At 47.3% G+C, this 13457-nt stretch carries 12 protein-coding genes; 5 read left to right on the top strand and 7 right to left on the bottom strand.

Going from position 1 to position 13457, the window contains the following annotated elements:
* The first annotated feature begins 119 nt into the window (after positions 1 to 119).
* The 3 genes from Q0668_RS16330 (at position 120) to Q0668_RS16320 (ending at position 3784) form a co-directional block, all read left to right on the top strand.
* Entirely contained in the window at positions 120 to 1616 is a 1497-nt protein-coding gene (locus tag Q0668_RS16330) for a hypothetical protein (protein WP_298866557.1), read from the top strand.
* Between the two features lie 69 nt (positions 1617 to 1685).
* Positions 1686 to 2660, top strand: a complete 975-nt coding sequence (locus Q0668_RS16325) for a sugar phosphate isomerase/epimerase family protein (RefSeq protein WP_298866556.1) — start codon at positions 1686 to 1688, stop codon at positions 2658 to 2660.
* 2 nt (positions 2661 to 2662) lie between these two features.
* A complete protein-coding gene (locus Q0668_RS16320; RefSeq protein ID WP_298866555.1) occupies positions 2663 to 3784 on the top strand; it encodes a glycosyltransferase family 4 protein in 1122 nt (373 codons plus the stop codon).
* 79 nt (positions 3785 to 3863) lie between these two features.
* Here Q0668_RS16320 and Q0668_RS16315 read toward each other — a convergent pair whose 3' ends face one another.
* The 7 genes from Q0668_RS16315 to Q0668_RS16285 form a co-directional block, all read right to left on the bottom strand.
* A complete protein-coding gene (locus Q0668_RS16315; RefSeq protein ID WP_298866554.1) occupies positions 3864 to 4268 on the bottom strand; it encodes a hypothetical protein in 405 nt (134 codons plus the stop codon).
* A gap of 176 nt (positions 4269 to 4444) precedes the next feature.
* Positions 4445 to 5572 carry a hypothetical protein gene (locus Q0668_RS16310; protein ID WP_298866553.1) on the bottom strand — a complete coding sequence of 376 codons (1128 nt, stop codon included), beginning with the start codon at positions 5570 to 5572 and terminating at the stop codon, positions 4445 to 4447.
* 25 nt (positions 5573 to 5597) lie between these two features.
* A complete protein-coding gene (gene guaB / locus Q0668_RS16305; protein ID WP_298866552.1) occupies positions 5598 to 7082 on the bottom strand; it encodes an IMP dehydrogenase in 1485 nt (494 codons plus the stop codon).
* Positions 7083 to 7127: 45 nt separating this feature from the next.
* A complete protein-coding gene (gene rsmA, locus Q0668_RS16300) occupies positions 7128 to 8048 on the bottom strand; it encodes a 16S rRNA (adenine(1518)-N(6)/adenine(1519)-N(6))-dimethyltransferase RsmA (protein WP_298866551.1) in 921 nt (306 codons plus the stop codon).
* Positions 8038 to 8652 carry a riboflavin synthase gene (locus tag Q0668_RS16295; RefSeq protein ID WP_298866550.1) on the bottom strand — a complete coding sequence of 205 codons (615 nt, stop codon included), beginning with the start codon at positions 8650 to 8652 and terminating at the stop codon, positions 8038 to 8040. The genes rsmA and Q0668_RS16295 overlap by 11 nt, the downstream gene beginning before the upstream one ends.
* A gap of 53 nt (positions 8653 to 8705) precedes the next feature.
* Positions 8706 to 9590: a CDP-diacylglycerol--serine O-phosphatidyltransferase gene (gene pssA / locus Q0668_RS16290; protein ID WP_298866549.1), complete on the bottom strand. Its 885-nt coding sequence runs from the start codon at positions 9588 to 9590 to the stop codon at positions 8706 to 8708.
* Positions 9577 to 10644, bottom strand: coding sequence for a phosphatidylserine decarboxylase (locus Q0668_RS16285; protein WP_298866548.1), 1068 nt, complete (start codon positions 10642 to 10644; stop codon positions 9577 to 9579). Before Q0668_RS16285 ends, pssA begins: the two co-directional genes overlap by 14 nt.
* A gap of 491 nt (positions 10645 to 11135) precedes the next feature.
* Between Q0668_RS16285 and eno the strand changes: the two genes are divergently transcribed.
* Positions 11136 to 12410, top strand: coding sequence for a phosphopyruvate hydratase (eno, locus tag Q0668_RS16280; RefSeq protein ID WP_298866546.1), 1275 nt, complete (start codon positions 11136 to 11138; stop codon positions 12408 to 12410).
* Positions 12411 to 12626: 216 nt separating this feature from the next.
* Positions 12627 to 13229: a hypothetical protein gene (locus Q0668_RS16275; RefSeq protein ID WP_298866545.1), complete on the top strand. Its 603-nt coding sequence runs from the start codon at positions 12627 to 12629 to the stop codon at positions 13227 to 13229.
* The last annotated feature ends 228 nt before the right edge of the window (positions 13230 to 13457 follow it).

Raw genomic sequence — 13457 nt, 5'->3', positions numbered from 1 at the left:
TCATTTTCGCAAGGTTTCAATCCATCGATGAATTCTGTTATCGAAGAATCGTGACAATTGAACCTAACTCGCTTTAATACAAGAGTTTAAACTATTTCATTTGTATAAGTAAGACATTTATGAAAGTTCAACAGTTTTTAGATCATCACGGTATCAAAGAAAATCCTTTCGGGCAGGAAGATGCACAAAGCGATCATGTGTTCAAAGAATTCTGCCTGAATGGGACACACCATCCGGTCTGGGACAAAATTTTTTCCAATCCGGCCAATCCTTCCACTTCAGTTGTATTCGGTGAGAAGGGTGCAGGGAAAACTGCCATTCGGATGCAAATGATCGAACAGTTGCAAAAATTTAATGAGGACCATCCCGATAAACGTGTGTTCGTGATTGAGTACGATAATTTTAATCCCTTTCTGGACTGTTTCCGGGAACGGTATTCGGGGCGCAAACGGCGTCCTGAGCGATTGCTTTCTTATTGGCGATTGTGGGATCACATGGACGCCATCCTTTCTCTGGGAGCGACACAGCTCATTGGGCAAATCATCGAACGGAATGAGTCGTCAAAGAACAATGCCCAAACGGTTTCGAAATCGCAGATTGCTCAGTTGTCTCATCTGGAAAAACGAGATTTGTTGTTACTGGCGGCCTTTTATGACAACAGTCTGGATATGCCCGCGGTACAACGCTGGAACCGTTTGAGACGGAAGCTGAAATTCGGTTATTGGAAAACCAAATGGGAACAGGGACTGGGATTTCTGGTCACGCTGGTCACAGTGGGTCTCGTGTTTTATCTGGGGAACTGGAAAGATTTCGGCCAGTGGTGGATCTGGCTGATCATGATTGCCGGGTGGGCACCCTGGTTATGGCGTCAATCAACATTACTTTGGAAAGCCTGGAGAGTCACACGGGAAGTGCGCGTGTTTGATCATCTACCGAATGCGTTACGAAAAATTCTTTCGCGAATTGAACGCAGAGAACTGGCCGGACAGCCGATTCCCTATCGAGATCGCAGCGATGACCGCTATGAACTGCTGAGCAAATTTCAGACAGTTCTCAACAAGCTTGGATTCGCAAACATCATCATTCTGGTGGACCGTGTGGATGAACCGCATCTGGTCAATGGTTCTGCAGAGCGCATGCGGGATCTGCTCTGGCCGATGTTCGATAATAAGTTATTAAAACATCCGGGCGTTGCATTCAAACTGCTGTTACCCTCTGACGTGGTTTATTACCTGCAGCGGGAAGAAAAAGAATTTTACGAACGCTCGCGGCTGGATAAGCAGAATTTGATCACATCGCTGGATTGGACTGGGGAATCTCTCTACGACGTCGCCTGTGATCGCGTGCGCGCCTGTTCGACTGACCCGAATTCGAACCAATCCATCCGGACACTGTTTGATGATTCCATTTCTGAAGAGGAATTAATTTCACAATTTGCTCAGCTGCGCGTTCCGCGTCATTTGTTCAAATTTCTGTACCGTTTGATTGTCGATCACTGTAATCGCTATACCGTTGATAATCCGAACTGGAAAATCAACCGGGAAACGCTACATACAGTGCTCAGCCTGTTCCAGCGTGACCTGGAAGCCTTTGATCGTGGTATGGGAACAGGTTGAAAATGGTCCCTGGTTCCGGTAATTTAGATGGAGTATCAATCCTTACCTCATCCCACCGGAATCATCTTCATGCAATCAAACCTTAATCGACGCGAAATGCTGGCAGCCACGGGTAGCGTGCTTGCTGCTGGATTTTCGGCCACCACTTATGCGGCTTCCCCTTCTGCCCGGCAAAGAAGTGCAGCAGAACCATTTGGCTATTGTTTTAACACCAGTACGATTCGCGGACAGAAACTGGGGATCGTGGAACAGGTCGATCTGACGAGTCAAGCTGGCTACGATGCGATTGAACCCTGGATGCGTGATATCGACGCGTATGTCAAAGATGGAGGCTCATTAGCAGATTTGAGAAAACGCATTGAGGATTCCGACTTGACTGTCGAAAGTGCCATCGGCTTTGCGCAGTGGATCGTTGATGATGACGAGAAACGCAAGCAGGGACTGGAACAGGCGAAGCGGGATATGGACACGTTACGACAGATCGGGGGAATTCGTCTGGCAGCTCCTCCTACCGGCGCGACGAAGCAGACCGATCTCAATTTATTTTCCGCGGCCAAACGCTATCGCGATTTGCTGGTACTTGGCGATGAGATGGGCGTGGTGCCTCAGGTAGAAGTCTGGGGCTTTTCCAGTTCGCTCTCACGTTTGGGAGAATCGATGTTCGTGGCCATTGAAAGCGGCCACCCCAAAGCGTGCCTGCTACCTGATGTGTACCATATTTTCAAAGGAGGCTCCGATTTTGCCGGTCTGGGTTTATTGAGCGGTTCTGCAATTCAAGTATTTCATGTGAATGATTATCCCGCTGAACCTCCTCGCGAATCGATGACGGATGCACATCGCGTCTATCCCGGCGATGGAGTGGCTCCCTTGACAGATATATTCCGTATGATTTATCAATCCGGATTTCGGGGAATGTTGTCACTGGAATTATTCAACAGGGATTACTGGAAGCAGGATGCTTTGAAAGTGGCTCAAACTGGTTTAAGGAAAACCAAAGCAGCCGTCCTCGGAGCAAAACTCGATCAACTGACAAAAGCTGATTGATCGTGAAACGTATTGTCCTCTTATTCGAGTTTGGTTCATTGAACGGGGGCGAACATTCCATGCTCGCGATGCTGGATCGACTGCATGGGAACTCGTTTGACTTCACTGCGTTTTGTCCCGATGAAAGCCCGTTGCAAGCACAGCTTGAGAAACTGGGTGTGGTATGTCACCCCGTTTCCTTTCACAGTGCACAAGGCCAGCGATTATCACGTGAAGAAGTAGCGATGCAGCTCTTGCCTACTTTGCAGGCAAGCCACTTTGATTTACTGCATGCCAACAGCCTCTCCATGTCACGCCTAACCGGTGCGTTGTCTCAGCAGTTCCCCCTCCCCTGCTCCGGTCATTTGCGGGATATCATCAAACTCAGTCAGGCGGCGATTCGAGATTTGAATCAGAATCGGCGATTGATCGCGGTCTCGAAAGCAACCCGGGCATTTCATATTTCACAGGGACTTCAACCGGAGCGTGTAACGGTCTGCTATAACGGCGTTGATACAGATCGCTTTCTTCCGCGGCCGGCAACGGAATTCCTCAAACAGGAACTAGGGCTGGAACACGATACGAAATTATGTTTAACCGTTGGTCAGATCGGCCTGCGAAAAGGCCAGGATATTCTGGCGAGGGCGGCGACAATTCTTGCAGAACAGGGAGATCAAAAGACGCATTTTCTGCTGGTCGGGGAAAGGTATTCACAGAAACAAGAGAGTATCGACTTTGATCGTGCACTGACTGCTGCCTTTGAGAAACCAATTTTACAAGGACGCCTGCATCGTCTGGGTTACCGTGAAGACATCGATCGACTGATGAACGAAGCCGACTTGTTGGTGCACCCGGCTAAACAGGAACCTTTGGGTCGTGTCTTATTGGAAGCGATTGCCAGCGGCCTGCCGATTGTGACGACGGATGTGGGAGGCACCAGTGAGATCGTGCAGCACGAAATTTCCGCTTTATTAGTGCCCGCAAATGATTCGATGGCACTTGCGGCTGCTATTAAAGGGGCCTTGAGCGACCAGAATCTCAATCAGACCATCGCACGCGCTGCGCGGCAACGGGCTTTGGAATCTTTCACGTGTAACCAGGCCAGCCAGAGCATCGAAACGATCTGGCGTGAATTATGCCAGTAATGCAAGTTTGATGTGCATTGGTCAACGCGCGCTATGTGTTTGACAGGCTCTCTACTTTGAGACTTCAGTAGATCAGAGTTTATTCGTTTTCATGCGGATGAAATTCGTCCCAACGTTTCCAGGCATAATCCCATTCCATCCAGAGTCTCAAGACAGACCAAAGGATCCGCATCTTGCTAACCTGTTCCTGAGGAAGTTTCGCCTGCTCTTCCATTGCCTGCTGAGTGGCAGCCGTCAATCCCCAGCCTTTTGCCAATTCCCGACAGAGATTGTCGGCGGTGAGATCGATTTCTGCTTCTTCTGAAACAAAACCAGCGGCATTCGCCATCACAAACAACTCAAATAACTGACTCCGATAGGGATCCAGTTCCAGAGGCTTCGTTTCTGCTTCTGCTTCGCTGACCAAATTGGCAACACGCTGGATAATATCATTGGCTAAAGCCTGTGAGGCACTCGAAACACTGTTGTCTGAATCAAACGACATGGCTGGATCATTCACTCTCTTGAAAGCCTAAAATTGACTCGAATTCAAAACAAAAACACACCCTGAACCAGTGGGGCAAGGTGTGTCTTTAGAATATCGAACTTGGTAAGCTTCGGCAACCAAGGTTGATTGAATCGTAGTTTTCACAATGAATCAGCGTACAGAAGTCTGATTGATCAGGGTAGGACGAATACCAGACCAGTCACTGCAAGTGCTTGGGTAAAGGCCGCTTTGGTATTCCAGGGAATCCCACTCGTACGTTTTGGCGTGTATTCACCCGGTCGATAAAATCCGAGTGGATAAACTCGCTTCCGCATGGGATCGATGCTCATCTGGTAGGGTAATGCCAGCATTTGACCCGTGAAACGTCCCATTGAAACGAAAGGCTGCACCAAATCTTTGCGAGAATTTCCGTACCGTTCCAGATTGGGATCTTCAAAGTAGAGCGGGTTGTAATTCAGATTAGAGGCTTCCCAGGTATAAATGCTTTCCGAGAAATTGCGTCCTGCATACGGTTCGTGGCTAAGTTGAAATTCTCTGGGGCATTGCAAAATCGTCTCGCCGTTTTTTTCTACGATTTTACAAGGTTTGCCATCCGGACGAGGACAGAGATTTCTACACGGTTCATCTTTGGCAATTTCAGGATCCGGCTCATAATTAAAGAACGGATTAATACCGGCAATTTTTTTCAACAGGTGCGGTACTTCATCTTCGAGATCTTCTTCTGAAAGGATACCATCACCAGATGCGGGAGAGGCAGCCGGATCTTCATAGCTCTTTTGAGTCGTGACAAATTTTGATCCACCCTCATTTATGCTGGGAAAAATGGGCACGATCTGTTCAGGCTGGCTGACAGAATCCACAGTTTCCTGCGAGTTGAATTCGAAATTCCTTGTGGAAGCATTGACGGCAGGTTGTTTTTCTTCCAGTCCGATTGTTTTTAATGACTCGGAAGCAGGAGCAATATTTGTGACAGGCGAATTACTGATTTGCGTAGAAAACGTATTCGATTCTGGCGATACAGTAGCAGCCGGAACTTCATCGGGAATCTTACGAAATTCGGGAACGAATTCGATTCCGTCAGAACTCTTGCTCGATTTACGCAGCTCTTTGCGCGATTTTCGGGTTTGTTTTTTGTTCTCACGTTTATTTTCGTGCGAGAGCGACTCCCAGCGTTTTTCCGCTGAGCGAGTTTTCAACTCTTCCCACGTTTGCGCCGTCCCGGTACTGGCAATAAAGGGATCTATTTTTGCGGCCGGTTCTTCAGCGATCGTGAAGTGGCAAATACCCAGAGTGAGTGCCATCGTCGTGAGCCATCGTAGTCGAAGGCTATTCCATCGGTAAATGTTCGGCTGTGTAATTTGGTGCTTCCTGCGTGACTGAAATATCATGCGGATGGTTCTCCCTAACCGTTGCTGCAGAAACCTGAATAAATTTGGCCTCTGTTCGCATTTCCGCGACAGATTGGACACCTAAATAGCCCATTCCAGCCCGTAGTCCACCTACGAGTTGATAGAGTAGATTTTGAAGCGGTCCTTTATAGGGAACACGCCCTTCCACTCCTTCAGGAACAAGTTTTTTAGCAGAGTCCTTTCCATCTTGCTTAATTGAACTTTGGCGGTAACGTTCGCTACTACCTTTAACCATTGCTCCCATAGATCCCATACCACGGTAACGTTTAAAGCTACGACCCTGATACAAAATCAACTCGCCCGGACTTTCATCCAGACCTGCGAGCAAACCCCCTAACATCACCGTATGAGCACCAGCTGCCAGTGCTTTGGCAATGTCACCACTATAACGAATTCCCCCATCTGCGATGACGGGAACTCCTGACCCTTGCAATGCTTTCGCTGCATTGGAAATGGCTGTTAGTTGTGGAACTCCTACACCTGAAATAATTCTCGTTGTACAAATTGATCCGGGCCCAATTCCGACTTTGACCGCATCTGCTCCTGCATCTGCTAAATCACGGGCACCTTGTTCTGTCGCTACATTTCCAGCGACCACATCGATGTCCCATCGGTCTTTGATTTCTCTCACAGTCTGTACCACATTGCCGGAATGGCCATGAGCACTATCAACAACCAGGAGATCAACCCCCGACTCAATCAGTAAAGCGACTCGTTCATAATCATGTACACCAACGGCGGCCCCAACTCGCAGCCGACCTCGCGAATCTTTCGAGGCCAGTGGGAACTGCATCGTCTTGTCGATGTCCTTAATCGTAATAAGTCCCTTCAGTTGATAATTTTCGTCAACCAGCAGAAGTTTCTCGACCTTATTTTCCAATAATATCCGTTGAGCCACTTCAAGCGTTGTATCTTCCGTAGCCGTCACAAGTTTTTCTTTTGTCATAATTTCAGAAACCAGCGTTTCTGGTGAGTCGAGAAAGCGTAAATCCCGACTCGTCAAAATCCCCTCAAGTTTCCCATTTTGTGTAATGGGAACCCCTCCAATATTTCTGCGTTTCATAATTTCCGTAGCTTCTGCCACGGTTGCATCGGGAGGAAGCGTGACCGGATCCACGATCACACCGTGCTCACTTCGTTTTACCAGGTCCACCTGCATTGCCTGTTGTTCGGCAGTCATATTCTTGTGGATGATGCCAATTCCCCCCTCTTGTGCCATACCAATGGCCATATCACTTTCGGTTACTGTGTCCATGGGACTGCTGATAATGGGCACATTGAGAGGAATGTTTCTGGTAAGCTGAGTGGCAACACTGACTTCTGAGGGCATCACTTCGCTATAGGCTGGTTGCAGCAGAACATCATCAAATGTGATTCCCTGGCAAATAATTCGATCTTCCATTGGTCCTCCTTACTCGTCTCTTGGACTTTATTTCTAATCTCTTGCTTAAGTATTTATATTGTGAGTAATGCGTTCCTGAAACGTATTCGCTAATTCAATTAATTCGGGAACAGAAAATTCTTCCGCCCGCGCTGTTTCTTTCACGATTCCCTGTGCCAATAAAATTTCATCCACTTCCGGTTTGGTCAGCTGCTTACTGTACATGTTGGTCAGCGTACTCCGCATCAATTTCCGTCGATGCTGAAAGACGCGTCTCAAAAAATCCTGAAAGAAAACACGGTCTCGGATCAGATTCTTTTGTGGTGGATTGGGAGTCAACTGCACGATGGCCGAATCGACCTTGGGGCGGGGCCAGAACACAGTCGGCCCCAGTGTCTTGAGCAGTTTGACGAAACATTGTGACTGGAGCCACACAGACAAGGCCCCGTAATTTGAAGCCGAAGACTTACAGGACATCTTCAACCCAAGTTCAAGCTGGATTGTCACCACCATCCGACTCCAGGGAAGCTCTGATGCCACAAGGTTCGAAATAATCGGCGTTGCGATGTTGTAAGGAAGATTGGCAATCAGCTTAAGTTGACTGCCAGGATTGGCCTGTAGTTGTTCTTGAATCGCATTGATTACCGTGGGTGAGATTTGGTTTTTATTTTTTAGAGCATCACAGTGAAGCAGCGTGATATTGTCGTATTTTTGAGTCGCTTCACTGGCCAGCGTATGCATGTTTTTATCATATTCGACAGTAATCACATGCCGGGCCCGTTGCGCCATAAAGGTCGTCATGCCACCGGTGCCCGTGCCCACTTCCAGCACGATGTCCTGTGGTTGAATATGGCCATTTTTAACGATGTACTCGATGATGTTCAGATCGATCAGAAAGTTTTGCCCCAGATCAGAGCGCGGGTTAAAGCCATGCCGCTCAAAAAGCTGCATTAAATAAGATCGAGTCTGCCTTTCATCATCTTTCATTAAAACCATCAAGTGTTACAGGAATCAATTTTTGTACATACTTCCCAAGAATATCTGTTTCGAGATTTACAACGCCGCCAATTTTTTTTTGCCCTAATGTTGTCACTTCCAGTGTGTGAGGAATTAACGCAATACTGAAAGCGGTTGGCTGGCAATCCACAATCGTCAGGCTGATACCATCAATGGTGACCGATCCTTTCGGCACCATTTGCAAGGCAAGTTCTTTGGGCACATCGAACCACATCGTAACCCACTCGCCATCCCTGTCTATCGACTTAATCGAGCCAATACCATCTACGTGTCCTTGAACAAAGTGACCTCCCAGGCGGCCATCGGCTGCCAGTGGGCGTTCGATGTTGACTTGATCGCCGAGAGATAATAGTCCCAGGTTGGTTTTGGCAAGGGTCTCTGCACCCGCTTGAAACTTCAGGCAGCCCTCGCTGATTTCTACAACGGTCAGGCAGCATCCATTGATGGCCACACTATCGCCAATGTGAGCATCATTCGAAATCAATTCCGAAATTTCAAGAGTTAAATCGATAGCAGAACCGTTCTGTTCCAAAAGCTGAACGGTACCCTGGGCCTCGACCAGTCCCGTAAACATCGGTGACAGCACCTTTAAGGTTCGAGAAACATAGGATGAATCTAGCTATTCTGTCAAACTTGTCTTGATTTGTATAGTCGTCTAGAGACTACTTCTTCCCAAAAAGCACGAATTGGAGAGGAAAATGCGAAATAACAGAATAATACAGGGACTGCCAGTTCCCGAACGAGAAAGATCAATGCCATGGAAAAAACGAGTTGAAGCACATGACGCCGGCTGCGACGCCCCGTAAATAACTGGTTGAACACATGCGGGTATTGGATACGTGAAACCATCAGAGCCGCTAACGCAAAAGTAATCCAGGGCAATGACCATTCTACTGCTGGAATCAACCACTGTGCGATTGATTGAGTCAGTGACCCCGTTTCTGTATCCGCCAGTTTGTAAAGTCCGCGCATGGCGATGGGAAATGCTGCGACTGCACCGGCAGCAGCCGGCGAAGGGAGCCCGCTGAATCCTTCATGTGTATCGTCTTCATCTGTTTCCACGTTAAACCGGGCTAATCGTAAAATTGTACAGACAGCAAAGAGCAATGCGATTACCCATAACAGCCGTGGATGGTACTCAGTGCGAAATTGAACCATCTGCAGCATCAGAAACGCTGGTGCGACACCGAAGCTGATTGCATCACACAAGCTATCAAGTTGTGCTCCAAATTCACTGGTCTGATTCGTCCAGCGGGCAGCACTTCCATCGAGTGCGTCGAACAGCATGGCAATAAAAATCAACATCGCAGCGATAAACAGGTGCTGATTATCAAATGAATTAAAAAGTCCTGGTGCTGTCCCCAGCATACGAGTCAAACCACCTCCGTTTGTTGCCTGGCCCATAAATTCCGGAGCGACTTTTGCAGCATACGTAATGGCACCGAATCCACAGGCAGCATTGCCCAAAGTTAATAATGTCGGCAAGACGGCGACCAGTTTACGCTTCTTCATCTGCTTCCTCGGTACTTGAAGTAACACACTCCGGAGAGGATGCGTATTTTGCCAGGATCGTCGAGCCGGCTTGTAATTTATCTCCGGGTTTCGCCAGAATTTCCAGCCCTTCTTCTTTGGGAAATACGATCACAGTCCGAGAACCCAGCTTAATCATTCCAAACTGAGCCCCCTTCGGCAATTCATCTCCCGGTTTCAACCGACAGACAATCCGGCGGGCAATTGCCCCGGTGATTTGCTGCACGAGCATTGGTCTGTTCGTCGGTCCCGGTGTTTGCAGGTAAATTTCCAGGCGCTCGTTTTCTCGTGTTGATTCCGGACGCAAAGCGTTCAGACATTTGCCTGGTTTATAAGTGAGCTTGATAATTTTTCCTGCTACAGGCATGCGGTTGATGTGTACATTGAAGATTGAAAGAAAAATCCCAATTTCAATGGCAGGTCCGCCCACGAATTCGTGATGGGCGATTTCTTCAATCGTGTCAAAGGTCCCGTCGGCGGGAGAAACTACAACCCCTGCTCCCTCCGGTATCTGACGCCTGGGATTCCGAAAGAACCAGACTATTTCCAGACCGCATAAAAATAACGTCAAGACCAGCAGCCAGCCAATCACAGCCAGGAAGCCAATGGGTTGGCTGTTCATCATCAGTGCAGCTAAACATGCCATGCCTCCAAAGAACAGTGTCGAGAGCACGATCAGTTCTGCCAGACCTTCTCGGGCAAAGGGGAGTTGGCTACGGTAAGTAAACGGATCCTCTTCAGCGTCCCAGTAATAGCCCCCCTGGTTTTCATAATACTTGAGATCGCGGGGATCAAGTACTTCGTGCGGGCAGGGATTGAAGTCACCTTTGCGCGTGGCTTGCATTTTTTGCACATATCCACGACGAAAGGTTTTCAGCCAGAAACGACGCCAACTTCCCCATCGCATTTCCAGATTGATAATAATACCCCCTCCCGGCTGTATTGTTTTGAGCTGGGGGTCCATTGGCTCCACAGAAAGTGAGGGATAAGTCTTTCCTGTCGCTTGCTGGTTGATTTGTGGGGAAGTGGAACTCATAAGGAGATCGTTTCAGTTGTGATAATTTCAATTGAGGTTCAAAGTTGTATTTCATTATGCGTTATTGCGCATAGTTCGGAACGCTTCAGTCTAACAGGAATTAACTCGTCTGACGAGATTGCGCCCTGAATCCAGACACTTTTAATCTGTTTTCTTGAAAGGCATTTCCTAACAATCGGACCAACCAGCTCAAGGTCTCTGTTCCCGAAGATGCTCATAAAATGGTGTAAGAGTGGCTGTTTTAAGGGTTTTCATCAATGGTACGACACTGAAGGTCTGGCCATGCCTCAAAGCGTTATGAAACGGTATTTACTGAAGATTTCTCTATGTCCGAGAAAGATTAATACAATCTAAACGGAGTCATTTGAGGTTACTCCATATTTCTGCTAAAAGTAGGCTTCTTTTAATCGAAAAGCATCAAATATTGTTGATCTGTTGTGTCATCAGCAGATCAAGTTCATCTCATAGAAGTATTTTAGGAAACACAAACGATGAGTATTGCCATTAGTTCTGTTCATGCCCGAGAGATTCTTGATAGCCGTGGAAATCCCACTGTAGAAGTGGATATCGAGCTGGAAGATGGAACTGTCGGTCGTGCTGCTGTCCCCAGTGGTGCCAGTACGGGTATTCATGAAGCCTGCGAATTGCGGGATGTCGATAAAAAAGATCGTTTTCTGGGCAAAGGTGTTCAGCAGGCGGTTCAGAATGTGAATACAGAAATCGCCGACATTCTGGTTGATCTAGACGTTTGCGATCAATTGTTGATCGATCGTGTCATGCTGGATCTGGATGGAACCGAAAATAAATCACGGTTGGGAGCGAATGCGATTCTGGCCTGTTCATTGGCTTCTGCTCATGCAGCTGCACACTCTTCTGATTTGCCTTTGTTCCGTTATCTGGGTGGTGTCGGTGCCAATCGTCTACCCGCTCCCATGATGAATATTATTAACGGTGGCGAACATGCCAGCAACGGAATCGACCTGCAGGAATTTATGGTGATGCCTCTGGGTTTTGATAACTTCAGTGATTCTTTGCGTTGCGGAACGGAAATTTTTCACTCATTGAAGAAAGTGCTCTCTTCCAAAGGGTTAAGTACAGCCGTTGGGGATGAAGGCGGTTTTGCTCCTGATCTGCCCAACAGTGAAGACGCGATTGATGTCATTTTGACTGCCATTGAACAGGCAGGTTACAAAGTCGGCGATCAAGTAAAAATCGCTTTGGATGCGGCTTCGACAGAATTCTACAACGCCGAAACGGGAATCTACACCGTGGAAGGGCGTGAATTCGATTCCGCAGGCATGGTCGACTTCCTGGCGTCATGGGTCGATAAATACCCCATCTGCTCGATCGAAGATGGCCTGGCGGAAGATGACTGGGAGGGTTGGAAAACTTTGACTGACCGTCTGGGAGACAAAGTGCAACTGGTGGGTGATGATCTGTTTGTAACAAATCCTAAACGACTGCAACGCGGCATTGATGAAGGAATCGCCAACAGTATTCTGGTCAAAGTGAATCAGATAGGAACACTGTCTGAAACAATTGAAGCGGTTCAGTTAGCTGGTCGTTCCGGATACACGGCTGTCATGAGTCACCGTTCCGGCGAAACAGAAGATACGACCATTGCTGATCTCGCTGTCGCTTTAAGCACTGGTCAAATCAAAACAGGTTCTGCCAGTCGAACTGATCGAATTTGCAAGTACAATCAGTTGCTCAGAATCGAAGAGATTCTGGGAACGGAAGCCACCTTTGGTGGAACTATTTCCTGAAAAATGAAACTCTCGTTTTTTGAATTCACTCCCCTTTGAATCCTCAATGGGGAGTTTTTTTACGCATCCTTCAATAATCGGTAGATTGGTGATAAGGCGGATAATCCTTACTGTTTGCCAGTCAATGAAGAGTTCCCACCTGTCATGACGATTTTTAATGAAGTATCAGGATCGTTGTCTCATTCCTGACTTCCCTGTATCAAATGGATGCTGGAGTTGAATACTGTGCTAACCAATGAGAGTCAGAATGAAGAATCCCGTTACGGCTGGATGATTTCGCTTACATTCTGGATCTTTCTCTTTATTGCTGCAAGCATGTTTGCCGCCGTTGTCCTGGCGCCCCGGTATTTGTCTTATTTAAACTTGCGAAATGAATATCTTACGACTCAGGTACAACTGGTTTCGCTGGAAAATCAAGTTGAATATCTGAGACAAATAGCCCATTCCCTGGAGCACGATCCCGAATTTCGCTCAGAAGTAGCTCGTGTTGACTTTGATGCAGTACGCCCGGGAGAAGAGAGAATTGCTGTCGACCCGGAATTAGCTTTAGATGTACCTCAATGGAATCCCAACCAAAAGATTCCTATCGTCAGTCATTCCTGGTATGAACCGATGTTGAATGTACTCAGCAATAATCAAAAAGTCCGTTCGTCTATATTGCTGAGTGCTGCGGCCATCATCATTTTATCTTTCACCTTTCTCCATGAATCCCAGTCCCAACAGTTAGAAACTGTTTCCAAATCAACGCGAAACATGATGGGATCATTTCTATCGAGGTATCAGATTTCAGATACTGATCCGGAAGAAGAAGAGGGCTGATTACAGGCCTTTAAACGCTTTAATCTGATTATGCGGAATTTAGAGATTATTCGGTGTATGCTCCTTTTTGTGGTCTTAGCTCTTGTACCCAAGAACCCTGATATTCGGATTGTATCTGGAATAGCTGCCATCGAATTTTAATCTCACTCAATACAAGCCTGAAATCAATTTCATTCTGGCTAATCTTTCAAATAAGACGATTTCACTAATAGAAGTCGCCATTATGAA

The organism is uncultured Gimesia sp. (assembly GCF_937910335.1).
Classification (GTDB): Bacteria; Planctomycetota; Planctomycetia; order Planctomycetales; family Planctomycetaceae; genus Gimesia.
This window is presented reverse-complemented; position numbering and strand designations above follow the sequence as displayed.